Source organism: Streptomyces sp. NPDC051976 (assembly GCF_040680795.1).
GTDB lineage: Bacteria > Actinomycetota > Actinomycetes > Streptomycetales > Streptomycetaceae > Actinacidiphila.
Genome location: NZ_JBFAXL010000015.1, coordinates 49,872 through 73,791, shown reverse-complemented (window position 1 = coordinate 73,791; position 23,920 = coordinate 49,872). Strand labels below are relative to the sequence as shown.

Genomic DNA, 23,920 nt, shown 5'->3' with positions numbered 1-23,920 from the left:
GCACTACGGCCGCGCCGAGGCGCGGAGTCGGGGGAGCAGTTCATCGCCGATGCGGCTGATCTCCTGCTTGTAAGGGGTGTCGGACAGCACGAAGTGGGTGATGCCGAGCTTGCGGTAGTTGTCCAGTGCCGTGGCGACGTCGTCCGCGGAACCGACGAGCCAGGTCGTGGCCGCACCGCCGCCGCCGAACCTGCCCGGCGCGGTGTAGAGGCAGGTGTCGAGGACGTCACCGCGCCGGGCGAGGTCCAGGAGCCGCTGCTGCCCGACCGCCGTGCCGCGGTTGCCCGTCCACGCGCTCTCGTCGGCGCGCGCCGCCATCGCGGCGACCTTGGCCTCGGCGGCGTCCCATGCCTCGTCCGTGGTGTCGCGCACCACGGTGGTGATCCGCAGCCCGAACTCCAGTGGCTTGTGCCTGCGTTCCAGCTGCTCGCTGAGCGTCCTGAGCCGGTCGATGCGTTCGGTGAGGCCGTCGAGGGGCTCGCCCCAGAAGAGCTGGACGTCCGCCTCTGCGGCCGACACCCGCTCGGCGGCCTCGGACGCCCCGCCGAAGTACAGCGTCGGATGCGCCCGTTCACCTCCGACGTAGGGGCGCGGGGCCACCGTGGACTCGCTGACCCGGAAGTGCTCGCCCTCGAAGGTGACGTGCTCCTCGGTCCACAGCCGCCGTACGAGATACAGGAACTCCCGCGTACGGGCGTAGCGTTGCGCGGGGTCCACGTTCGTGTCGCCGTAGGCGGCCGGATTGTCGAGCCCGCTGACGATGTTGACCAGTACCCGTCCGCGGCTGAGCTGGTCGAGCGTCGCCGCGGCGCCGGCGAAGTGCGCGGGCTGCCAGTAGCCGGGGCGGATCGCGATCAGGGGTTTGAACGTCGTGGTACGGGCGGCCAGCGCCGTGGCGACGGTGAAGGTGTCCGGGCGCCCCCATCCGGTGCCCAGAAGGGCGCCGCCCCAGCCGTGCTCCTCCGCCGTGCGGGCGAGGTCGGTCGAGTACTCGATGGACCCCCAGCCCGATGTCGTGTCGTCGCCACGGTGGCCCGGTTCGACGGTATTGGGGATGTACCAGAGGAATTCCGAGCTCATCGATATTCCGATCGGTGCGTGCCGACGCAGGCGTCATCGCCGCCTGGGGTCGGTCAGGGAACGTCGGTCAGGGGAAAGGAACCCGCGCCGTGGCGGAGTCGTCATGCGCGCCGAAATTACGACGCGCAATTCCGCCGGGTCATCGCAGCGGAACAGCGGAACAGCAGAGCGCGGGGTGGCAACAGCGCATCTCCTGCGCCGAATCGCCCACCAGACACGCGAAGACACGGGAACCGCACGCCTTAAGGGGCGCGTTCCGTGAGCCTCGTTCGCCGTCCGTCATGATTCCATCTTCCGGTCCCGATTCTTCCCGGTCAACAATGCGACTCTCTGAAATAAGTCGGCGTCCGCAACGCCGTCCGCCCCGACCTGGTGAGGTCGGGGCGGACACAGTGGGCTGTGGGCTCAGCCGATGGTGGCGGCGAACACGTGGATGCCGGTGTCGTTGGGCAGGGTGATGGTGGCGACGGTCTTGGTCGGGTCCAGGGCGCCGCCGGTGGTGTAGAGGCTGACGGCGTGGTCGCCGATGGTGTCGCCGGGGTGGCGGTACCAGTTGGCGGTGGTGACCGCGAGTTGGGAGTTGCCGCTGGCGGCGTTGCTCCACCAGTCGGGGAAGGTGATCGGGATGGCGTCGGTGGTGCCGTCGGTGTAGGTCACGGTCACCGTGCCGGAGTGCGCGGAGCTGATGCCCGTGCCGAGCAGGCCGAGCTTGCCTCCCTGGCCCTGGAGGTCGATGACCTGGCCGGCCGCGGCGACGTTGTCGGTCTGGCCGGGCTGGGTGTCGGGCCACTGGTACGACAGCCCGTTGGCGGTGACGTGGGCGCCGGGGGTGTAGCCGACCGCGGCCAGTTGCGAGGCGGCGAAGGTGTATCCGGCCGGGTCGAGATTGCCGGGGGTCGTGCTGTCGTCGGCGGTGATGCCCTTGTTGTTGTAGGCGTCGGACAGTTTGCTGTACGGCACGACGGTCGTCGCCGTTCCGGTACGTGCCTGCGTAGCGCCGTTGAGGGTGTAGGAGGCGTGGGCGGTGAGGGTCGCCGGGTCGGCGCCGTCGGCGGGTGCGGTCACCTGCCAGGTGGTGCTGACCGAGCTGTGGGCCGGGACGGTGGCGGGGGCGGGTACCTGTCCGGCGCCGGGCTTCACCGTCCAGCCGCCGGGCGCGGTCAGCGAGAGCTGCAGGGCGCGGACGGCGGTGTCGCCGGTGTTGGTGAAGGTCTGCTTGACCGTCTGGGTGCTGCCCGGCTGCGTGACGGGCGCGGCGGTGGCGGAGGTGTACTGGGTGCCCTGGGTCTTGTTGACGGTGACCGAGGTGGTCAGCGGGGTGTTCGCGGAGGACTCTCCCACGGAGATCGGGTAGGTGCCGTCGAGGACGGTCCAGTCGTGGGCGTCGGTGTCCCAGGTGCGCAACGCGTCGGAGTCCAGGGTGAGCGTCACGGTCCTGGCCTGGCCGGGCTTGAGCGTGACCTTGGCGAATGCCTTGAGTGCGTTGGGCGGTTCACCGGCGCTCTTGGGGTGCCCGATGTATGCCTGGACGACGTCGGAGCCGGTCCGCTTGCCGGTGTTGGTGACGTCGACGCTGAGGGTGACCTTGTCGGTGGTGCCCGCGCCGCCGGTGACCTGGCCGGCGCTGCGGGTGAGGTGGGCGACCTTGAAGGTGGTGTAGGACAGGCCGTAGCCGAACGGGAACAGCGGGGTCTGGTCGGTGGCCTGATACCAGCGGTAGCCGACGTCCAGCTTCTCGCTGTAGTCGTAGACGCCGTTCACCGCCGGGTAGCGGCCGGGTGCGGCGGCCACCGCGGTCTGGGTTTCGGTCTTCGGGAAGCTGACGGGCAGTCGGCCGCCGGGCTCGGCGTCGCCGGTCAGCAGCGCGGCGAGCGCGCTGCCGTCCTCCTGCCCGGGGTACCACGTGTCGAGTACCGCGGGGACCTTGTCCAGCCACGGCATCAGTACGGGGGCACCGGCCCGCAGCACCACGACGGTCTTGGGGTTGGCCGCGGCGACCGCCGCGATGAGGGCGTCCTCGTTGCCGGGCAGCGCCAGCGTGGTGCGGTCCGAACCCTCGGTGGAGGAGTCGCCCACGACCACGACGGCGGCATCCGCCTTCTTCGCGGCGGCGACGGCCGCCTGGATCGAGGAGTCGGGAAGGCTCGGGGCGGACCAGCCGAGACTGACCGAGGCGTTCTGGCCGTCCTCGTAGTACTCCACCCGGATGCTGTGCTGCTCGCCCGCCGTGAGCTGGATCGGCGCGCTGGTGACGGTCTGTGCCGCGTGGTCGCCCCAGTTGTCGACGATCAGCTTGTCGTCCAGGTAGACGCGGGTGCCGTCGTCGCTGGTGGAGGAGAGGGTGTAGGTGTCGGTGACCGGCGCGGTGAGCGTACCGGTGTAGCGCGCGGAGAACCGGTCGACAGGGATGCCGTTCGCCGGGGAGCCGGCCCCCCAGTCGAAGTCGATGTTCTTCTCGTCGCGGGTGAGGGCGGGGGTCCCGCTGAGCGTCGTGTTGGTGAAGTACTCGCTCTTCAGGCCGCTCAGCGCGGACGCGGGGATCACCGGCAGGGAACTGCTGCCCGCCTTGACGTAGTTGACGTCGACCGCGCTGCCCAGCCGTGCCTTCAGGCCGCTGACCGGGTCGACCGTCTTGTACGGGGTGACCGCGGAGCTACCACCGCCGCCGGTCACCGCGGTGTCGGCGTTGGGCCCGATGACCGCGAGGGAAGAGAGCTTGCCGGTGTCCAGCGGCAGGGTGGCGTTGTTGTTCTTCAGCAGGACGCTGCCGTCCTCGGCGGTCTGGCGGGCGACGGCGCTGTCGGCCTCGAAGTCCGCCGTCGGCGGGGTCTGCGGGTCGAACAGCCCGGTGCGGAACTCCAGGCGCAGGATCCGCCGCGCCGCGTCGTCCAGCACGGACTGCGGCACCTGCCCGGCCGCCACCGCGGCCGGCAACTGCTGGAAGTACGAGGTCCCGGCGAACTCCTGGTCCAGCCCGGCCAGCGCCGCGGTGACCGTGGAGTGGTTGGCCGGGTAGTCGGTGTCGACCACTCCGTCGAACTTCCAGGTGTCGATCAGCACGTCCCGCAGAATCTGCGCGTTCTCACATGAGTAGACGCCGTTGACCTTGTTGTAGGCGCACATCACCGACCAGACCTTGCCGTCCTTGACGGCCTTCTCGAAGGCCGGCAGGTAGATCTCGTGCAGCGTGCGCTCGTCGATGTTCGAACTCGAGGTGTCGCGGGCGTTCTCCTGGTCATTGCCCGCGTAGTGCTTGACCTGGGCGGCCACGCCCTGCGACTGGATCCCGCGGATCTCGGCGGAGGCGAGGTCCCCGGCCAGCTCCGGGTCCTCACCCAGGGTCTCGAAGTCGCGGCCGCCCAGCGGGGTGCGCACGATGTTGACCATCGGACCGTAGAGCACCTGATAGCCGCGGGACTTGGCCTCCGCGCCCAGCACGGTGCCGTAGCTCTTGGCCACCTGGGGATCGAACGACGCCGCCAGCGACACCGGCGACGGCATCGCGGTGGCCGGCTGCCCGTCCCGTACGCCGGCCGGTCCGTCGCTGAACTGCATTCCCGGGATGCCCAGCCGCGCGACACCGGGGGTGTACCCGGTGGCGTGCGAGCCGCTGGGCACGCCCACCGACGTCATCAGGGACGCCTTCTCGGCGTTCGTCATCTGCGCCAGCAGGAGATCGATGCGCTTCTCCACCGGCAGGGACGAGTCCAGCCAGGGTTTCGCCGCGCCGGAGTTGCTTGCGGGCAGGGCTCCGGCGACTCCGGGAACTGCCAAGGGTACGGTCAATGCGGCAGCCGCGACGGCGACCGCGAGTCTCACCTTGCGCATGCGGAAACCTCCAAGTGAGGTGTGGGGGGCTGTGCGGGACATCTGCGTCAACTAGGCAGGTTCCATTGCTGGTTGGATGTGCCGTAGCAGTCGAAGAGATTCAGTCGGGTGCCGTTGGTGGTGCCCTTGCCGGCGGCGTCGAGGCATTTGCCGAAGGCTGTCAGCTCATGGGTGGTGGGGTTGTAGGTCCATTGCTGGGCGGCGGTGCCGTTGCAGGGGTAGATCTGCACGGGTGTCCCGTTGTCGCTCCTGCCGCCTCGGGCGTCGAGGCACTCGCCCATGGCCCGTACCGTGTGGTCGCCCGGGAGGGTCCAGTTCTGGGCGGCGGTGTCGTTGCAGTCGTAGAGCTGCACCTGCGGGTTGCCGGTGGTGTCGGCGCCGGGGATGTCGACGCAGCGGCTGCTGCCGGCTCCGGTGATCGGACCTGCCGGGTTGCTGCCGCAATTGGTGGGGCCGGTGGTCGGTGCCGGGTGACGGGTGGGGAGTGGCAGCGGGGTGCCGGTGGTGACCTGGTGTACGGTCCCGTTGCCGTCCCGGACCGGGAGTGTGGGTCCTGACCGTACGGTCACGGTGGTGGTCTGCCGGCCGACGGAGACGTCGAAGGTGGTGCCGTGCCACTTGAGGCCGGTGACGTCGTCACCGGGCAGTTGCCGCGGCAGGAAGGGGTTGAGGGTGACGGCGTCGGTGCCCCAGCGCAGGCCGGTGAAGCCGTAGAGGAACTGCTGGAGGTAGCCGCCTTCGCCCGTGGTGAAGGTGAAGGCCCCGCCGGTGCGCGTCTCGTGGAACTGGTCGAAGGGCTTGGCGAGGAACGGATTGATGCTGCTTTGCAGGTGGTTGTAGGCGGTGCAGCCGGGTGATCCGAGGGCGGCGGCGTCGATGGTGGCGATGGAGTCGGTCATCGACGGGCCGTCGGGGTCGGTGTGCTGGGCGTAGTAGTCGAGGTCGCCCTGCGCCAGGGCCGAGGGCATCGACACCGCCCAGGGGTACTGCAGCATGGTGACGTCGGCCTGCTTGACGGTCTGGCCGCTGTAGCCGTCGAACTCGGAGTGGATGTTGTCGGCGGCGTCGACCGGGACCTTCAGGCCGTCGGCGACCTTGGCCCACGCGGGGTCGGCGGACCGGCCGGTGAGGGCGGCTGCCTGGACCGCGATGCGCAGCGACGCCTGGGCACTGGCGTTGGTGTAGGCGCTGTTGTCGACGTGGTCGTGGTACTCGTCCGGGCCGAGCACGTCGTCGATGGCGTATCCGCCGGCGGAGTCGGGTGCGGCGCGGGAGGCCCAGTAGTCGGCGATGTCCTTCAGCACGGGCCATGCCTTGTCCCGCAGCCAGGCGGTGTCGCCGCTGGCCTGGTAGTACTGCCACTGCGCGAGGGCGATGTCGGAGTCGATGTGGATCTCGTCGTTGCCCTCGTTGTTGCCCGGGGGGATCGACTCGTTTCCGGTGAGGGCGCTTTCCCAGGGGAACTTCGCGCCCTTCAGGTTCCGTGCCGTGGCCTCGGCCTCGGCGGCGGGCAGGAGCTTTTGCCGGTAGGTGTCGGCGGTGACGGCGATGTCGGGGTACTGGGCCAGGAGCGCCGGGTACATCCAGGTCTCCATGTCCCAGAAGACATGGCCGTTGTAGCCGTCGGAGGACAGTCCGCCGGGGCTGGTGCTCCAGGTGACACCGGGGCGCATGCCGGCCAGCAGGTAGAACATGGACGCGTGGAGCTGGGCGGTCTGCGCCGCGTCACCGGGAACCGAGACGCCCGACTGCCACAGCGCGGACCAGGCGTTGTCGTTGGCGTCCCGTGCCTGCTGGTAGCCGTCCGAGGCCGCTGTGGAGGCGGTACGGGCGGCGGCTTGCTGGGGGGTTGCGGCCGTCAGCGACCGGTCGGTGTCGACGCTGGAGGCCACGCCCACGTACTTGGTGATCGTGTACGTCCGACCGGCGGTGACCGGGAGGCTCGCGCTCTGCCCGGCGGTGCCGTTGCCCGGTGCGCTGACCGCCGTGGTGGGCACGGTGGCGTTGTTCACCCGCAGTACGGAGTTGAGGGCGGCGGTCACGAGACTGCCGTCGGTGACGACGTTCTCCGACAGCGCGGCCTTCGCGCCGTCGACGGCCGCGCCGTTGGCGGAGGCGTTGCTGAGGCCCTGGCCGTCGAACTCGTCGTAGACGCCTGCCGTGCCGCTCCAGTGCGGCACCGCCTTCACCGTGACCGTGCCCAGGTGGCCGGTGGCCCGGTTCGCGTTGACCTCGTAGCTGAAAGTGGTGGCGTCGCCCGCGGGCGAGGTCCAGTCGAAGGAGGTGGTGAGCACCCCGGTCCTCAGGTCCAGCGACTGCTGGTAGTCGCTGGTGGTGCCGTCGTTCGCGGGCGGGGCCGTCGGGGGCTGCGCGCCCACGGGATACGCCGCGAGGTAGTCGACGTTCACCCTCGCGGTGTCGCCCTGGGCGACGGTGATCTCCACGGTGTTCGATCCGGCGGTCAGCGTGACCGGTACGTTGACCACGGCCCAGGTGTCCCAGTTCGCGGTGGCCGGCAGGGTCAGCTGCTGGAGCGTACCGTTCACGCCGAGGTGGACGGTCTGCGGGCTGCCGCTTCCGTTGGCGTAGCGCACCGCGAGCGTCGCGGCTCCGGCCGGGGCGTTGCGCAGGGCGAGCTGGTCGGTCCCGCCGACTGTCGGTGTGTTGTTGGTGTTCAGACCCGCCAGATAGCCGCCCGCGACCGAGCCGCCATGGGAGGTCTCGACGAACGCCCCGCCGGAGATCTGCCCGTAGCGGGCCGCACACACCTGGTCGAACGCGCAGGACCGGGGAGCCTGCACCCCGTAGACGCCGCCCGCGCCGTCGTCGCGCCCGAAGCCGAGCGTCGTCCAGGACGGCAGGCTGGCGCGCCGCTCGTACGAGCCCGCCGGCTGGGCGTACAGACCGGCCAGCTCCGACTGGGTGACCACCGGCGAGCTGCTGTAGCCCTCGCCCGCGGCGGGCACGCGTGCGGCGAGGTAGCCGTTGCCGACGAATGTGGGGGAGTAGCCGGACACGGTGTCCGTGGTGCTGAGCACCCAGTCCGCCGTACCGCCGGTGACTGTCGTCGACGCCGCGGCCGGCACCGGGGCCGCCACCATTGCGGCGAGCAGGCACCCCGCGGCCAGCGCGACGCCCGCCGCCGGCAGCCGTCGGGACTTGGGGGTGGGGGGATGTGATCTCGTCATGATCCACGCACGTCCTTGAGGAGTGGTCTGTGGGTTCTTGGCAGATCCGGTGCGTCGGCAGGCGGCAACGGCCTACCGGGCGATCACGCTACGGTCGGACCAAATTGACCGTCAAGAGTCTGGAACCGTACGGATTTACGCCGTTCAGTGGCGCAATTCAGCGTCGGCAGCCTGCGAACACCCCGTAGAACCAACGGACGTGAGTACGGTGTCCGCGCCCCCACCTGCGGGAGCGTGACGTGAGGCTCAGTGCCCCGGCGGTCGTCGCCCGCGGCCCCTCGTGAGCGGGTGGAAGAGGGGTGTTCGAGAGATGACGTTGCCACGGGGCGAGTTGGGCCGGGCGGCCGATGCCGAGGAACCGGGCGATGCCGTGCGCGGACTCTTGACACCCTCTACGCCTGCGTAGTCCGATGGACCGCGCGCGATTCCTTTTGTTGGCTTGTGAGTTTTTCCGGTGACTCTTCTCGTGAGTGAAGGGCGCCGTCCTGGCCACCGTTTCCGCGATCGGCGTCCTCCAGGCGGCGCCCGCACCTCGTCGTGGTGAGAGAGGTGATGACCTGTGCCCGCCCAGCCCTCCGGGCGCCCACCGGCGACGCTGACCGGCAGCGAAGCGCGCGCCGCCAACCACAGGGCGGTGCTCGATCTGCTGCGGCGCGGGGACGCCATGACGCGCGCGCAGTTGAGCCGGGAGACGGGCCTGTCCCGCTCGACGATCTCCCGGCTGGTCGCGGGTCTCGCCGACCGGGGCCTCGTCAGCGAGGACCAGGTGCACCACGGCGCAGGCGCGGGCCGGCCGGCGACACTGCTGCGGCTCAACCGCAGGGTCGGCGTCGCCGTCGGAGTGGACGCCGGTGTGGAGCACGTGGGCGTCCTGGTGGGCGACCTCTCCCGGCGCGTGCGCGTCGAGCGCTGGCACCACCTGCCCAGCGACATGGGCGGCGGCGCCCGGCAGGCGGTGCTCCTGCGCGCGGTGCGCGACGCCGTCGCCGAAGCGGGCATCAACCCCGGCGAACTGGTCGGCGCGGGGGTCAGCGTGGCCGCGCCCGTCTCCTCCACGTCCGGTGAGGTGACGGATCCCAAGGTGCTGCCCTGGTGGGAGGAGGCCCGGGTCGCGGAGGCGCTGACCTCGCACTTCGGCATCCCGGTGGTGCAGGACAACGACGCGAACCTCGGCGCCCTGGCCGAGCTGACCTGGGGAGCGCGCGCGGGGACCCGGAACATGGTGTACCTGAAGGCGGCCAGCCGCATCGGGGCCGGGATCGTGATCGACGGAAGCGTCTACCGCGGGCCGAGCGGATACGCCGGTGAGATCGGGCACTCGGTCGTCGAACCGGGCGGCCGGCTGTGCTGGTGCGGCGAACGCGGCTGTCTGGAGCTGTACGCCGGGGGCGCCGCCATCCTCGCCGATCTCGCCGCGCGGCACCGCCCGCTGGCGGGCATAGCGGACCTCGCCGCGGCGGCCCGAGCCGGCGACGCGCAGGTTGCTGCGGTCCTGGGCCGCGCCGGACGGGCGCTGGGCCGCGCGCTGCGCACCACCGCCGTACTGCTCAGCCCGCGCGAAATCGTCGTGGGCGGAGAACTGTCCGCCCTGGGAGACGCACTGCTCGGCCCGATCCGCACCGAGCTGGCCACCATCCCGGGCGGCCGCCGGGTGGGTGTCACCGTGTCCTCGCTGGGCGAGCGCGCATCGCTGTGGGGAGCGCTGGCTCTCGTCTCCGCCGAAGCGACGAGCTTTTCCCGCGAACACCGCTGGCGCCACCCGGGTATCGCAGCCGGCGCGGTGAGCGAGGAGGACGGAGGTGAACAGAATTCGCTCATTATGACGACGTATTGATGGAATACGGCGCCTCGTGCATAGTTGCCACGCTCGTCGAACTGCCGTGACACGACCTCGTCCTGTTCCGCCCGAGCCGCCGAGGAGACACCGTATGAGATATCGCAGAGGGACGGCACGAACACCCGTGGTGTGGGGCGCCGTTGCCGCCGCCCTTGGTGCGCTGGTCACCGTGGGGTGGGGCGCGCCGGGTGCGTCCGCGGCGCCCGCGGCGCGGGCCGCACACCGCACCGTGACTTCCGGAAACGCCCGCTTCGAAGTCCTCTCGCCCACTTTGATACGCACCGAATACGCGGGGGACACCCAATTCGTCGACGCCGGCACATTCAATGCGGTCGGCCGGGACACATTTCCCGCCACTCCCTACACCACCTCCACCAGCGGCGGCTGGCTCACCGTCAAAACCAGCGCCGTCACGCTGAAATACAAGGTGAATTCGGGACCGTTCAGCGGCCAGAACCTCACCGTGGCCCTGAAGGCGGGCGGCCAGCAGGTGACGGCCTCGCCCTGGCAGCCGCCGTCCACCTGCGCCTTCGCCACCCTCTGCGAGGCCGAGCGGCAGAGCCTCAGCGCGCTGTCCGTGGCCGACGACCACACCGGCTACACCGGAACGGGCTTCGCGGCCGGCTTCACCACCACCGGCAGCACCCTGTCGACCGTCGTGACCGTACCGGCCGCGGGCACTTACCAGTTCGACCTGCGCTACGCCAACAGCCAGGGCGGTGACGGCCAGAACACCACCCGCAGCCTCAGCCTGGCCGCGGACGGCGGCAGCGCCCAGCAGGTGAACCTGCCGACCACCGCCGACTGGAACACCTGGGCGGTCGGCACCGCTTCGGTGACCCTGCCGGCCGGCACCCATACGCTGGCGCTCACCCGCGCTTCCGCCGACTCCGGGAACGTCAACGTGGACAGCGTGGCGCTGGTCCAGCCCGGCGCGTCCTTCCCGGGCCCCGGCGCCTCCGCCGCGCAGCCCTGCGCCTACGGCACGGTGTGCGACGCGGAGAGCGGCACGCAGACCGGCGGTGCGTCCCTGGCCTTCGACCACAACGGATACGCCGGCTTCGGTTTCGTCGCCGGCCTCAACCAGGGCGCCGGTGACACCGTCCACCTCACCGGGGTCCCCTCCGGCGGGGCCTACGCGCTCCAGGTCCGCTATGCCAACTCCCTGGGCGGCGACGGCCGTTCGGTGCCCCGCACGCTGGCGGTCAGCGCCGGTGGGACGACCACGACCGCGACGCTGCCCACCACCAGCACCTGGGACACCTGGCGGACCGCCACCATCCCGGTCACGCTGACCGCCGGCGCTGACGACATCACCCTCGGCTGCCCGGACGCCGCCAGCTGCCACGTCAACCTCGACACCGTGGCCGTCGCCGCCACCGGCTCGCCCGTCCTGGCCCCGCACGCCCCGCTGGGCGGCTACCGCCGCGGCCTGGACGGCGTCAACGCGGCGGCGAGCGACCCCGCGACCACCGCGGGACTGCTCTACCAGGACGGCTGGAGCCTCCTGGACGACACCACGTCCGCCCTCTACGCCCCTGCCACCCAAGCGATCACCGCCCGCCCCGGCCACGGCGGCCTGCCGTACCAGGACGGCTACGTCTTCGGCTACGGGCACGACTATGCCAGGGGACTGGCGGACCTGGCGACGCTGACCGGCCCCTCGGAACTGCTGCCGCGCTGGGCCTACGGGGTGTGGTACTCGGAGTACTACGACCGCACCGCCGCACAGTACGAGGACACGATCCTGCCGAAGTTCCGCTCCGACGGCGTGCCGCTCGACGTGCTGGTGACCGACACCGACTTCAAGTCCCAGGACACCTGGAACGGCTGGGAACCCGACGCCGCCAAGTTCCCCGACTTCAAGGGATTCCTGGACTGGTCGGCCGCCCAGGGCCTGCACAACACGTTCAACATCCACTCCAGCATCGACGCCACCGACCCCCAGTACCCGCAGGCGCAGGCCACCGCCCACAACAAGCTCACCGGCAGCAACGGCCGCTATGTCTTCGACTGGGGCGACCCGGACCAGCTCAAGGCGTACATGGACCTGCACCAGAGCATGGAGCAGCAGGGCGCCGACTTCTGGTGGCTGGACTGGTGCTGCGACGACTCCTACTCCTCGCTGCCGGGCGTCACCCCCGACGCGTGGATCAACCAGCAGTACGCGAGTGACACCGACAAGACCGTCGGCCGCGGCTTCGCCTTCTCCCGCGCCTACGGTTCGCTGCAGGCCGGCGGCTACAGCGGCCAGGCGGGACTGCCCACCGGCCCCTGGGCGGACAAGCGCACCACCGTCCACTTCACCGGTGACACCACCTCCAACTGGGCGACCCTGGCGATGGAAGTCGGCTACACCCCCGGCGAATCGGCCGCGACGGGCCTGTCGGCGGTCAGCCACGACATCGGCGGCTTCAACAACGACGGCACCCAGACCGCGGGCGCGGAACCGGGCAGCACCAAGGAAGCCGACGACCTGTACGCGCGCTGGGTGCAGCTGGGCACCTTCCAGCCGGTCGACCGGCTGCACGGCAACCACAGCGACCGCCTGCCCTGGCAGTACGGCACCGCCGCCAGGACCTCCGCGGAGAAGTTCCTGAACCTGCGCGAGAACCTCGTCCCGTACACCTACACCCTCGCCCACCAGGCGACCACCACCGGCGTCCCCGTCGTACGGCCGCTGTACCTGCAGTACCCGGAGGAGCAGGACGCCTACGCCGCGGCCGGCAGCGAGTACCTCTACGGCCCGGACGTCCTGGTCGCCCCGGTGACCACGCCCGGCACCGCGTCCACCACCTCCGTCTGGTTCCCGCCGGGCAGCACCTGGACGGACTGGTTCACGGGCAAGACCTACACCGGCGGCACCACCCAGGACGTCGCCACCACGCTGGACACCATGCCGGTCTTCGTCCGCTCGGGAGGCATCGTCGCCACCCGCGGCGCGAACGTCACCAACGGCGTGCAGAACCCGCTCACCAAGGTCACGCTCGACGTGGCCCCCGGCCGCAACGGCTCGTTCGCCCTCTACGAGGACAACGGCCAGGACAAGAGCTACGAGTCCGGAAAGTCAGCCACGACCCCGGTCACCTACGCCGACGGCACCCGCACGGTGACGATCGGCCCCCGCCGCGGCACCTACCCGGGCGCGGTGGCCACCCGCACCTGGACCGTACGCCTGCACGGACAGGCCACCGCACCCGGCCCCGTCACCGTCAACGGCAGCCCGGCCACCGCCACTTACGACGCCACCACCCGCACGGCCACGGTCACCACCGCGGCCCTGAACCCCGGCAGCGCCCTCACCATCACCTTCCACTGACCAGGTCCCGCCCCTGTCCGCCCCGCCGCATCTGCGGCGGGGCGGACACCTTCATCCGGGTGTTCACCCCTCGGGTGCGGCCGCGACGGCCGCGGCCAGCAGCGTCCGGGCGGCTCGCCGGGCATCGGTGAACACCTCGGTGTCGTCACAGGAGGCCGCCAGCGCGTTGGCGCCCTCGTAGACCGAGGGAACCATCGGCCAGATGCACGCCAATGTCGCCGCACGGCCGTTCGTCTGGGACAAGGTCTACCCCGGCATCCCGGAGTCCCCGGGGACCGCCGTGACCGTGCCGGACGACCGGTTCACCCTCGAAGGCAGGGACCTCGTCATCGTCGAGGCCGGATCCACCGACACCGACGCCTCCAGCGTCCTGCACGTCCCCGACCTCGCGCTGGTCGTCGCCGGCGACGTCATCCATGGTGGAGCGCTATCCCGACCACCTGGGACGCACGGTCCTGTGGGCCACCGCGCAGGGCGTCTACGGCATCCGCGACAACCCCAGCGAAGACCCGGTCCAGTTCATCGCCGGCGGCTGGCTCTGACCGCCACCGTATCCACCTCGGAGGCGAGTTCTTACTGTCAAGAGTCTGAGGCTCTATGCATTGAGCCGTTCAAAGACATAATTGCGCCATGGCAAGCGACGAGCACCCCACTGACCCGCCGGGCATGAGCGGGACCACCGCGCCACCGTCCGCGCCCTCCGCGCGGCGGCAGCGCACTCGCGACCAGGTGCTCTCCGTGCTGGCCGCGCACGGCGCGCTGACGCGTACCGACCTCAGCCGTCTCGCCGGGCTGTCGCGGAGTGCGACCGGCAGCGTGGTGGCTTCTCTCCTCCAGGAGGGGTTTGTCACCGAGGAGACGCCTGTCGACACCGGGCCGACCACACGGGGGCGGCCGTCGACGGTGGTCGCACTGCGGCGACGGCCCGGCATCGTGCTCGCCATAGACTTCGGGCACGCCCATGTCACCGCGGCGATCGCCACCACGGCAGGCGAGGTGCTGGCCGAGTCCTCCACCACCCTGGACGTGGACAGCCAGCCGGAGCGGGCACTGGACTGCGCGGCCGCACTGGCCGCGGAGACCCTGAAGAAGGCCGACCGTGCCGCGGCCGAGATCACCGGCATCGCCGCCGGCATCCCCGGCCCGCTCGACATCGGCACCCAGGTGGTCCGCGCCCCCACCATCCTGCGGGAGTGGATCGGCATCAGCCCGGCCGCGGAACTGAGCCGCCGCTTCGGCCAGCCGGTGGCCATCGCCAACGACGCCGACATGGGAGCCCGCGGCGAGCACGCCTTCGGCGCCGCCCGCTCCTTCGACGACTTCCTGTACGTCAAGGCGTCGCACGGCATCGGCGCGGGGCTCGTCCTGGCGGGACGCACCTACCAGGGCGCGACCGGAATCGCGGGCGAGATCGGCCACACCCGGTTGCAGGACGCCAACAGCCTCTGCCGGTGCGGCAACCGCGGCTGTCTGGAGACGGTCGTCTCCATCACCGAGGTGCGCAAACAACTCGCGCACGTCCTGTCGGCCGAAGCACCCGGCGCGGTCGCCGACGGCCTTCCCTCGCTGGCCGACATCGCCTCCCGGCCCTCCGCCATCCGCGTACTGACCGACGCCGGGCGCACCATCGGCCTGGTGCTCGCCGACCTCGTCAACTGCCTCAACCCCGCCGCGATCGTCCTGGGCGGCGAACTCAGCGCCGCCGGGCAGCCCTTGGCGGCCGGCGTCCGCGAATCCATCGACCGCTACGCGCAACCGGCCAGCGCGCACGCCACCACCGTCCTGGTCAGCCGCCTCCAGCAACGCTCCGAACTCCTGGGCGCCGTGGCGACCGCCATCCAGCAGTCGGCCGTCGCGGTGTGAACACGACCGTCCCTCACGGCCCGGCATCACGCAGGCCGGCTCTGACGTCGCCTCGGGAGACGCCGAGCTTCCGCAGGACACGGGCGACATGGTGCTCGACGGTGCGTGGTGACAAGAACAGCGCCTGCGCGATGTCGTGGTTGCTCAAACCCTGGGCGAGCAGTTGGGCGACCTCCCGTTCGCGGCGGGACAGCTCCTGCCCGTAACTGCGGCGCCCGCCCGGGACGGGGCGGCCGAGGTCGCGCAGGGCACGCTCGCAGCGGGCATGATCGGAGGCCGCGCCGAGCCGGGAGTAGATCTCGATACTGCGGCCCAGCTGGGCCGCTGCCTGCTCGGGGTGCGCGGGAGCGAATGTGCTTGCCAGCCGCTCCCCGGCCAGGGCGGCGTGGTACGGGCGCCCGATGTCCTCCCACATCCGCTGAGCGCGCGCGAATCGCCCGGCTGCCGCCGCGGTGTCGGTGCCCTGCAACAACAGGCCCTGAGCCACATGGAGTTCGGCGAAGGCGGCGGGCGCGTCACAGCCGCGTAGCCCTCGTTCGGCGTCGTCGGCGAGCTGTTGGGCGGTGGACCGGTCGCCGCAGGCCAGAGCCGCCTCGACGGCCGCCGCCACCAGGCCGGTGCCCCGGGCCCAGGCGCGTGTCCGCCGCAGATCGGCGACCGCCGGTTCGGCCGTGGCCCAGGCTTCCTTGGGATTGTTCTGCGCCAGGAGTACGGCGACGAGCGCGGCGGCCGCCCTGAGCGAGGGCGTCGCCGTGAACTCCTTGTCCCGGGCCGCGGCGATGACTCCGAAGTGCTCGGCCGCCCGGGCCCATTGGCCTTGGGCGGCGGCCAGCAGTCCGCCGGCCATCCGCTGCTCCTCCTCCGCCATCGCGAGATCGGGGAACTCCCTGCCGATCTCGTTGAACCGCGCCTCCAGACCGTCCCACCGGCCGGCCAGCGCGTCGAGCCGCAGCCGGTCGATCAGGATGTAGCCCTCGGCTTTGGGGGCACGCGCCTGCCTGCTCAGCTCCATGCTCTCGGTCAGCAGCGCGGCGGCTCTGGCGTCGTGTCCGAGCTCGATGGCGAGGTCACCGACGTTGTAGAGGGCGCGGACGCTGTGCCGCAGGACCTCCAGATCATCGGAAGCCCGGGGCAGTTCGTCGACAAGCGCCCATACGGCGGGGTCCCCCTCCCGTGCCAGGAGGTTCAGGCGGGCGGCGCGGACCGCTGCCTCCGCGGCCTCGTCACAGCCGCCCTGCCGGACCGTACGCTCGGCGCGCTCCAGCCAGGTCCAGCCCTCCTGCTTCTCGTCGATGGCCAGGGCGACCATGGCGCGCACCGCCCGCGACGGGCGGGAGGCCAGTTCCTCGACGGCTCTCTCGACCTCGCGGAATCCGGCCCTGTCCTGGGCCTGTGCCACCAGCAGCAGGCCCAGGCCGAGCCGTATCTCACCGCGGTCGGCCGCGGGCAGCTGAGGATCGGTCAGGAGCCGTCCCAGGACACGCGTGCTGGCCGCCGCGTCGGCGAAGTCCAGGACGGTCCTTGCCAGGGCCAGCGCGGCCCGGCTGCGCAGGTCACCCGGCAGGTGGTCCTGATCGAGGATCTGCAGGAGCAGCGTGACGGCGGTTCCCGGGTCGTCGACGGCAAGGGCCTGGAGGGCCGCGGCCTCGGCGGCCGCCAGCCATTCGTCCTGCTCGCCGAGGGCCCGCAGATGGTGGGCTATCTGTACCAGCGGCGCCGGCGTCCGGGCCGACAGCGTCTCGATCGCCCGCCGGTGCAGCCGGCCGCGCCGAGGCCCGGGCACCCGCTCATAGGCGACCTGCCGCGCCAGCACGTGCCGGAAGAAGTACTGGTCGGGGCTGGTCTCGCGCAACGCGAATGCCTGTAGCGCCTCCGTCAGCCCCCGGGCGCCCTGTCCCCGGTCAAGACCGGCCACGGTCGCGAGCAGCGACTCCCGTGCGGGCACGGCGAGCACGGCGGCAGCCTCCACGATCGCCGCTCCCTCCGCCGACAGGCCCGACAGGCGTTCGCCGACTGTCTCGCGCAGCGCGGCGGGCACCGCGGCCTGTTCCAGGTCGACGGTGAGGGAGGCGGGACCGGCCTGGCCGTGCGACCGTTCGGAGAGGGTGAGCAGGTCCTCCTCGACCACCAGCGGCAGGCCCTCGCTGCGCCGGAACAGCAGCCGCACGAGCTGGGGGCTGCTGTCGGGGCCGAGCGCGTCAACGGCCAGGTCCGCCACGTCCTGCTCCAGCAGCGGACGCAGATGGATGGTGGCACCAGCGATCTCCGGCGGACGGCGGTAGGCCGCGCCGAGCGCCAGACCGTCCGGGGAATCCTCCGCCCGGTAGGACAGCACCAGGCTCAGTCCCGCCGGAAGGTCGCGGGCCAGCAGCAGGATCAGCTCCCTGGTGGCGACATCCGCCCAGTGCAGGTCATCGATGACCAGTACCGCCGGGCCGAGGGCCGCCAGCAGGGAGCGCACCGCCTGGATCCGCAGCTGCCGTTCGGCCTGGGCGTTCTCGGCGTGCGGGGGCGGCGGCAGCCGGTCGCCGAGGTCCGGCAGGAGGGGCGCGAGGGCACCCGCGGTCGGGGGGATCGCGGCCACGGGAGGCAGCCAGGGCCCCGCCTGGCGCAGTGCGTCGATGACCGGCCCGAACGGGATGGGCTCGCGCAGGGGATGGCACATTCCGGTGAGCACCGGGCGGCCCTCGGCGGTCAGCGCGGACATCATCTCCCGGATCAGCCGGGTCTTCCCGATCCCTGCCTCACCCTCGACCAGGACGACCGCGCGCTCATGGCGCAGCGCCTCCAGCACGCGCGCCAGCTCCCGGCGTCTGCCGACGAACCCGAAACCGGAGCCGGAATCGGTCCCGGCGGCATGGCGATCAGGCGCGTACTCCATACCCTCACCTGCCCTCGTCGCCCTGGCTCCGACCTGCGGCAATGGGAAAAACCTACCTTCGTCAGTCTCGTCGCCCCACCCCCTGGAGACAACAAAACACCCAGTGGACTACCCATCCTTCCGCCCCGCGAATGGGCACGGATACGTATTGCCGCCGCACTGGCCGACCCACTTCGCTGGGTTCAGAACCCGCTGTTCAGGGCTGATCACCAGCGCGTCCGGCCCCGTAACCCGACCGGAGTGACCATGACCGCCACCGACCGCACCGTCGCCAGGACTACGCCCAGCGTCGCGACGTACCTGCGCTGTTTCCCCTACGACACGTTCGGGACGGGACCGCACCTGAAAGCCGTGCTGGACCACGCGCGGGAACTCTCGCTGCCGACGCCCTACGTCTTCTTCGACAACGGGCGACTCGCCTCCGGGCCCCTGCCCGAGCTGCGGCGGCTCCTCGACGCCGTCGCCACGGGCTTCTACGACGTGGTGATCCTGCCGGGCCCCTTCGTCCTGTCCATGGACGATGCCAAGGCCCAGGCCATCGTGCGGCAGATCACCGACCACGGCTGCCGGGTGATCGAACTGCCGTCGCGAAACGCGGACCCCGAGGAGTCCTCACGTCGGCAGCCGAGTACGCCCGGCGCACCGGTGAGCGCGTAGCCCCGGCGCGGTCAGCCCTCCGCACACCGCCCGGCCGCTGAGAGCGGCCGGGCGGTGACGGAGAGGCGTCAGCCGGGGAGGTTCCACTGCTGGTCGGATCCGCCCCAGCAGTCCCAGAGCTGGAGCTTTGTGCCGTTGTCCGTGGCCTGACCGGTGGCGTCCAGGCACTTGCCGAAGGCGGTGAGTTCGTGGGTCGAGGGGTTGTAGGTCCACTGCTGGGCGTTGGTGCCGTTGCAGGTGTGGATCTGTACGGGGGTGCCGTTGCCGGTCGAGGCCGCGCGTACGTCGAGGCACTTGCCCATCGCGCGCAGGGTGCCGTCGTCGGGCTGCGCCCAGGTCTGGGCCGCGCTGCTGTTGCAGTCGTAGAGCTGAACCTGCGTGCCGTCGGTGGTGTCGGCGCCGGGGATGTCGACGCAGCGGCCGCTGCCGGCTCCGGTGATCGTGTGGATCGGTGAGACCCAGGACTGGTTGCCGGAGCCGGTGCACGAGCTGATGACGACCTGTGTGCCGTTGGTCGCGGTGGTCTCCGGGTCGGTGAGGCACTTGCCGGAGTGGGGGTTGAGCAGGGTGCCGTCGGCCTGGTGCTGCCAGACCTGGGCGCTGCTGCCGTTGCAGGTGAAGATCTGCACCTTGGTGCCGTCGCCTGTGCCCGCGCCCGCCACGTCCAGGCATGCGCCGGCCGCGTGGACGGTGCCGTCGGGCTGCTCGGACCACTGCTGGGCGGACGTGTCGTTGCAGTCGTAGATCTCCACCTTGTTGGTGTCGTTGTTGTTGCCGCCGAACAGGTCGAGGCACTTGCCGCCGGAGCCGATCAGGGAGGTGGCCACGGCCGCGTCGGCGGGGACCACCGTCCACACGAAGCTGGTCGTGGCGAGGGCTCCCGCGGTGTCCTTGGCGGTGACGGTGACGGTGCTGGTTCCCGCGGTGGTCGGGGTGCCGGTGATCAGTCCGGAGGAGGAGATCGAGGTGCCTGCCGGGAGCCCGGTGGCGGCGAAGCCGGGGGTCTGGCCGGTGGTGGTGTCGGTGGCCTTGGTCTGCAGGGACACCGCGGTGCCGATCGGGCCTTCCTGGGGGCCGGGGTCGGTGAGAGTGACCGGCCGGCCGAGCTGTGCGGAGGCGACGTTCAGCGTTCCCTTCAGGGGGAGGTTCGCGTCCGATGCCGCGTCGCCCACGGAGATGCCGTAGTCGCCGGTGGCGGTGGTCATGGCGTGGGCAGTGGAGTCGTAGTGCTGGAGGTTGCTCTGGTTCAGCTGGAAGGTGACGGTCTTGCTCTGTCCCGCCGTCAGGTCGACCCGGGAGAATCCCTGGAGTTGCCTGGCGGGTTCGTTGGCCGAGGCCGGTTGGGTGACGTAGAGCTGGGCGACGTCGCTGCCGGTCCGTGATCCGGTGTTGGTGACGGTGGCAGTGACGGTGGCCGTACCGCCCTTCGCCAGCGTGCCGACGTGCAGGTTGCTGAAGGAGAAGCTGGTGTAGGACAGGCCGTAGCCGAAGGGGAACAGCGGCGCGATGTTCTTGGCGTCGTACCAGCGGTAGCCGACGTCGACGCCCTCGGAGTACTGCACGGTGCCGTTCTCACCTGGCCACTGGGCCGTCGTGTTCGCCGGTACGTCGCTGAGCGACTTGGGGAAGGTGACCGGCAGGTGGCCGGAGGGGTTGGTGTCGCCGAACAGCAGCGAGGCGATGGCGGTTCCGGCCTGCTGGCCCGGATACCACGCCTCCAGCACGCCCTGGACCGACGACAGCCAGGGCATGGTCACCGCGGAGCCGGTGTTGAGCACCACGATCGTGTGGGGGTTGGCTGCCGCGACCGCGGAGATCAGCGCGTTCTGCGAACCCAGATCGATGTCGCCGAGGTCCCAGCCCTCGCTCTCCCCCTTGTTGACGAAGACCACGGCCACGCTGGAGGACGCCGCCAGCGAGGCGGCAGAGGAAGTGGACGAGCCGTCGTCGTACTTCACGCTGGTTCCGCTGCCGGCCCGCTTCGTGATCGCGTCCAGGGGGGTGACGGTGCCGCTGGAGGCGACGTGCGCGCTGCCACCGCCGCCCGTCATCGCGTCGGTGGAGGCGGCGCCGATCACCGCGATCGAGCTGGTGGACGCTCCCAGCGGAAGCGCGTTGCCGCTGTTCTTCAGCAGCACCGTGCCTTCGGCGGAGAGCTGCGCGGCGGCGCTCCGGTCGGTGGAGTTGGTGGCCGGTTGCGCGGGCGATCCGGTCGGTGCCCGGTCGAACTGGCCGAAGGCGAACATCTGGGTGAGCATCCGCGCGACGGACGTGTCGATCGTGGACTGGCTCACCTGGCCCGAGGTGACGGCCGACTTCAGGGCGCCTCCGTAGTAGGGGTCGCCGGGCGGCATGTCCTGGTCCAGGCCGGCTTTCACCGAGGCGACGGTGGACTGGGTCGCGCTCCAGTCGGAGGTCACGAAGCCGTTGAAGCCGAACTGCTTGCGCAGTGCGGAGTCCAGGATCTGCGTGTTCTGGCAGGCGGGGGTGTTGTTGATCGTGCTGTAGGAGCACATCACCGAGGAGGCCGCGCCCTGCTGCACGGAGGTCTGGAAGGCGGGCAGGTAGAGCTCCTGCAGCGCCTTGTCGCTGACGATCGCGTCGTCGGCGGGAGTGTTGCGGTTGGTCTCCTGGTTGTAGACGGCCAGGTGCTTGACCTGGGCCATCACTCCGGTGGACTGCACACCGCGGATGTCGGCCGCGCCCATCTGCCCGTTGAGGTAGGGGTCCTCGCCGACCGTCTCGAAGGCGCGGCCCCAGCGCGGGTCCCGCACGATGTTGATCGTCGGTCCGAGGTCGATCGTCGCGCCCTTGGCGGCCTGTTCGGCACCGATGACCTGACCGTAGGTCTGCTCCGCGGAGGTGTCCCAGGTAGCGGCGACATCCACCGGTGCCGGAAGCTGGGTCGCGCCCGTGATCCCGGTGTCGTCGCCCACGCCGGCCGGGCCGTCGTCCAGGTTCATCGCGGGAATGCACAGCGAACTGATCGTCGGCGTGGAGCCGGCATAGCGTCCGCCGCCGGACCCACTCATCAACGCGATCTTCTGATCGAGCGTCATCCGCGAGAGCAGTTGGCTCACGCGCTGCGGGATCGGCGCGCTGGAATGCACCCAGGGACACGCGGCGCTGACGTCGGTCGCCGTGGCGGTACCGGCGTTCGCGGTACCGGCGCCCGTACCGAGTACACCGGCACCACCGGCGATCAGGGCGAGGACAGCAAGAACCGAGGTGCGTCTCTTTCCCTGCTTCTGAGACTTGTACATGGGGACTTACCGAAGAGTGAGGGGGATTTGGGCAGGACGGGGCCGAGTCACTGAGCTGAGTCGGGCGTGCTCGCCTGGCAGGGCCGCGTGGCCTACGGCAGGTTCCAGTGCTGGGCGTCGGTGTTCCAGCAGTCGAAGATCTGGGCCTGGGTGCCGCTTCCGCCCCAGTCGGTGTCGTCCAGGCACCGGCCGGACTGAGGGTTGTACAAGGTGCCGTCGGAGTGCGGCACCCAGGTCTGCGCGCCGGTGCCGTTGCAGGTGTAGAGCTGGACCGGGGTGCCGTTCGCGGTGCCGCCGCGCTGGACGTCGAGGCACTTGCCGAGGGCGTGGACGGTGTTGTCGGAGGCGTCGACCGTCCAGACCTGGGCGCTGGTGCCGTTGCAGTCGTAGACCTGCACCGGTGTGGTGTCGGCGGGGTTGGCACTCTTGACGTCCAGGCACAGGCCCTGGTGGCCGGTGATGGTGCCGACCCGGGTCGCGCCGCCGGGCCAGGTGAAGGTGGCCATGGCGCCGGCCGGAAGGGTGTAGCCGAAGGAGGAGCCGCCGTACGACACCTGGAAGGTCTGCGCGCTGCTGCCGGTGTTGTCGGCGATCAGGGCGACCGAGTGGTCGGGGTTCTCGAACGCCACGTTGTTGACCGCGCCCACGACGTTCGAGGCGATGCGCAGCGCGCCCGGCTTGACGAACTTGGAGAAGTGCCCGAGGACGTAGTACTCGGCGTTGTAGGCCACGTTGCTGCCGTCGGTGGTCACCGGGACGGTGCACCCGCAGCCGTTGCCGATCTTCGGGCCGCCGCTGGCGTCGAGGGCGATGTTCCAGAAGGAGACCGTGCGCGACCAGTTGCGCAGTGCGTCGATGGCGGTGCCGCTGCCCTGGCTGGTGATCTCGCTGGCCCAGTCCGTGTCACCGGAGTGCTCGGTTTCCAGTACCTCCGTGCCCGGATAGGCGTGGTAGACGGGAGTTTGGGCGTTCGGGTCGTGCGCGTCGTAGCCGTGCCAGGACACTCCGGCGGTGTTGGCGCCGGTGGCGGCCAGCACCTGCTTCGGATAGCTCTGGTCGGGATAGGAGTTGGTGATGTCGTCCCAGTTGTCGTCCCAGGCCAGGAGCTTCGTGTGCCGGCCGGCGGCGGCCAGGTCCGGGGCCAGGTCGTTGATGACGGTGCTCTGCTGCTGCGGCGTCATCAGCATGCCCGGGTAGGTTCCAGGCGCCCATGCGGGTTCGTTGGCCACGCTCAGGTAGCTGATCGGGATGCCCTGGCTCTCGTAGGCCTGCGCGAACCTCGTCAGGTACTGCGCGTAGACGGCCTCGTCCCCCGGTTTCAGCGCCGCGTCCGAGGTGCCGAGCATGCTGCCGTTGGTCTTCATCCAGGCCGGTGCACTCCAGGGAGTACCCATGAAGGTCAGCTGGGGGTTCAGCGACAGCGCCTGCTGCAGCAGCGGGACGATGTACGCCTCGTCCTTGGCGATCGAGAACTGCGACAGGTCCGGGTCGGTCGAGCCCTGGTCCACGTCGTCCAGGCTGTAGAACGACCGCGAGAAGTCCGAAGTCCCCACCGGCTGGCGCAGGAAGCTCAACGAGATCCCGTCGGGGCCGAACAGGTTCTTCATGATGGCGTCGCGGGACGGCGAGTTCCAGATGTTGTACGCCGCCCCGTCCGTGAGCGAGCCGCCGAACCCCACGACCGACTGGTAGGTGGAGTCCGGGTCGACCGTGATGACATCGCCGGAACCACCGGAGCCGAAGGCGACCGGGCTCTGCTCGGTCAGCTTGTTGGCCTGGTCAGCGGTGGTGAGCCAGACGTTCACGCCCGTACTCGCATACGAGGTCGTGGCCTGCGTCAACGCGACGACCGCGCTGGAGACCACCAGCGTCGTGACCACCGCCGAGCTCAGGAGTCGACGGCGGGGTCTGCTGCGGCGAGGGGTTGAGCGACGTTCCATGGCGCGGCCTTTCCATGGGGGGATGAGGGTGCGGTCCAGGGCCTGAGGCGCTCCAGTCGCTGGG

Annotated in this window: 12 protein-coding genes; 5 read left to right on the top strand and 7 right to left on the bottom strand. The window is 70.7% G+C overall.

Going from position 1 to position 23,920, the window contains the following annotated elements; genetic code table 11:
• Nucleotides 1-3: 3 nt before the first annotated feature.
• The 3 genes from AB0M29_RS17725 to AB0M29_RS17715 all read right to left on the bottom strand — a co-directional run bounded on the left by AB0M29_RS17725 (nucleotide 4) and on the right by AB0M29_RS17715 (nucleotide 8,096).
• A complete protein-coding gene (locus tag AB0M29_RS17725; RefSeq protein ID WP_365383469.1) occupies nucleotides 4-1,080 on the bottom strand; it encodes an LLM class flavin-dependent oxidoreductase in 1,077 nt (358 codons plus the stop codon).
• A 405-nt stretch (nucleotides 1,081-1,485) separates the two neighbouring features.
• Nucleotides 1,486-4,908, bottom strand: coding sequence for a glycoside hydrolase family 3 C-terminal domain-containing protein (locus tag AB0M29_RS17720; protein WP_365383467.1), 3,423 nt, complete (start codon nucleotides 4,906-4,908; stop codon nucleotides 1,486-1,488).
• Nucleotides 4,909-4,955: 47 nt separating this feature from the next.
• A complete protein-coding gene (locus AB0M29_RS17715) occupies nucleotides 4,956-8,096 on the bottom strand; it encodes a ricin-type beta-trefoil lectin domain protein (RefSeq protein ID WP_365383465.1) in 3,141 nt (1,046 codons plus the stop codon).
• A gap of 559 nt (nucleotides 8,097-8,655) precedes the next feature.
• Here AB0M29_RS17715 and AB0M29_RS17710 point away from each other — a divergent pair.
• Together AB0M29_RS17710 and AB0M29_RS17705 are read left to right on the top strand one after the other, a co-directional pair.
• Complete coding sequence (locus AB0M29_RS17710) at nucleotides 8,656-9,930, top strand: ROK family transcriptional regulator (RefSeq protein ID WP_365383464.1); 1,275 nt, start codon at nucleotides 8,656-8,658, stop codon at nucleotides 9,928-9,930.
• 94 nt (nucleotides 9,931-10,024) lie between these two features.
• Nucleotides 10,025-13,252 (top strand): TIM-barrel domain-containing protein, encoded by a 3,228-nt coding sequence (locus AB0M29_RS17705; protein WP_365383463.1) that lies wholly within the window; start codon nucleotides 10,025-10,027, stop codon nucleotides 13,250-13,252.
• A gap of 63 nt (nucleotides 13,253-13,315) precedes the next feature.
• Here AB0M29_RS17705 and AB0M29_RS17700 read toward each other — a convergent pair whose 3' ends face one another.
• Nucleotides 13,316-13,447, bottom strand: a complete 132-nt coding sequence (locus tag AB0M29_RS17700) for a hypothetical protein (protein WP_365383462.1) — start codon at nucleotides 13,445-13,447, stop codon at nucleotides 13,316-13,318.
• Between the two features lie 221 nt (nucleotides 13,448-13,668).
• Between AB0M29_RS17700 and AB0M29_RS17695 the strand changes: the two genes are divergently transcribed.
• Complete coding sequence (locus AB0M29_RS17695) at nucleotides 13,669-13,794, top strand: hypothetical protein (protein WP_365383460.1); 126 nt, start codon at nucleotides 13,669-13,671, stop codon at nucleotides 13,792-13,794.
• Between the two features lie 88 nt (nucleotides 13,795-13,882).
• Complete coding sequence (locus AB0M29_RS17690) at nucleotides 13,883-15,115, top strand: ROK family transcriptional regulator (RefSeq protein WP_365383459.1); 1,233 nt, start codon at nucleotides 13,883-13,885, stop codon at nucleotides 15,113-15,115.
• A gap of 13 nt (nucleotides 15,116-15,128) precedes the next feature.
• Here the strand turns inward: AB0M29_RS17690 and AB0M29_RS17685 are convergent, their stop codons facing one another.
• The gene (locus AB0M29_RS17685) at nucleotides 15,129-17,996 is read right to left on the bottom strand and encodes an AAA family ATPase (protein ID WP_365383457.1); all 2,868 of its coding nucleotides are present in this window, start codon (nucleotides 17,994-17,996) and stop codon (nucleotides 15,129-15,131) included.
• Nucleotides 17,997-18,242: 246 nt separating this feature from the next.
• On the opposite strand from AB0M29_RS17685, the gene AB0M29_RS17680 reads away from it, so the two are divergent.
• A complete protein-coding gene (locus tag AB0M29_RS17680; RefSeq protein WP_365383455.1) occupies nucleotides 18,243-18,653 on the top strand; it encodes a hypothetical protein in 411 nt (136 codons plus the stop codon).
• 68 nt (nucleotides 18,654-18,721) lie between these two features.
• On the opposite strand, the gene AB0M29_RS17675 is transcribed toward AB0M29_RS17680, so the two are convergent.
• Together AB0M29_RS17675 and AB0M29_RS17670 are read right to left on the bottom strand one after the other, a co-directional pair.
• On the bottom strand, nucleotides 18,722-21,916 hold the full coding sequence (locus AB0M29_RS17675; RefSeq protein ID WP_365383454.1) for a glycoside hydrolase family 3 C-terminal domain-containing protein: 3,195 nt from the start codon (nucleotides 21,914-21,916) through the stop codon (nucleotides 18,722-18,724).
• A gap of 92 nt (nucleotides 21,917-22,008) precedes the next feature.
• Complete coding sequence (locus AB0M29_RS17670; RefSeq protein WP_365383453.1) at nucleotides 22,009-23,796, bottom strand: ricin-type beta-trefoil lectin domain protein; 1,788 nt, start codon at nucleotides 23,794-23,796, stop codon at nucleotides 22,009-22,011.
• Nucleotides 23,797-23,920 lie beyond the last annotated feature (124 nt).

Bases quoted from the DNA above. Each gene is read 5' to 3' on its own strand.
- AB0M29_RS17680 (WP_365383455.1), top strand. From the start codon at position 18,243: ATGACCGCCACCGACCGCACCGTCGCCAGGACTACGCCCAGCGTCGCG.
- AB0M29_RS17690 (WP_365383459.1), top strand. From the start codon at position 13,883: ATGGCAAGCGACGAGCACCCCACTGACCCGCCGGGCATGAGCGGGACC.
- AB0M29_RS17695 (WP_365383460.1), top strand. From the start codon at position 13,669: ATGGTGGAGCGCTATCCCGACCACCTGGGACGCACGGTCCTGTGGGCC.
- AB0M29_RS17685 (WP_365383457.1), bottom strand. From the start codon at position 17,996: ATGGAGTACGCGCCTGATCGCCATGCCGCCGGGACCGATTCCGGCTCC.
- AB0M29_RS17705 (WP_365383463.1), top strand. From the start codon at position 10,025: ATGAGATATCGCAGAGGGACGGCACGAACACCCGTGGTGTGGGGCGCC.
- AB0M29_RS17675 (WP_365383454.1), bottom strand. From the start codon at position 21,916: ATGTACAAGTCTCAGAAGCAGGGAAAGAGACGCACCTCGGTTCTTGCT.
- AB0M29_RS17725 (WP_365383469.1), bottom strand. From the start codon at position 1,080: ATGAGCTCGGAATTCCTCTGGTACATCCCCAATACCGTCGAACCGGGC.
- AB0M29_RS17720 (WP_365383467.1), bottom strand. From the start codon at position 4,908: ATGCGCAAGGTGAGACTCGCGGTCGCCGTCGCGGCTGCCGCATTGACC.
- AB0M29_RS17700 (WP_365383462.1), bottom strand. From the start codon at position 13,447: ATGGTTCCCTCGGTCTACGAGGGCGCCAACGCGCTGGCGGCCTCCTGT.
- AB0M29_RS17715 (WP_365383465.1), bottom strand. From the start codon at position 8,096: ATGACGAGATCACATCCCCCCACCCCCAAGTCCCGACGGCTGCCGGCG.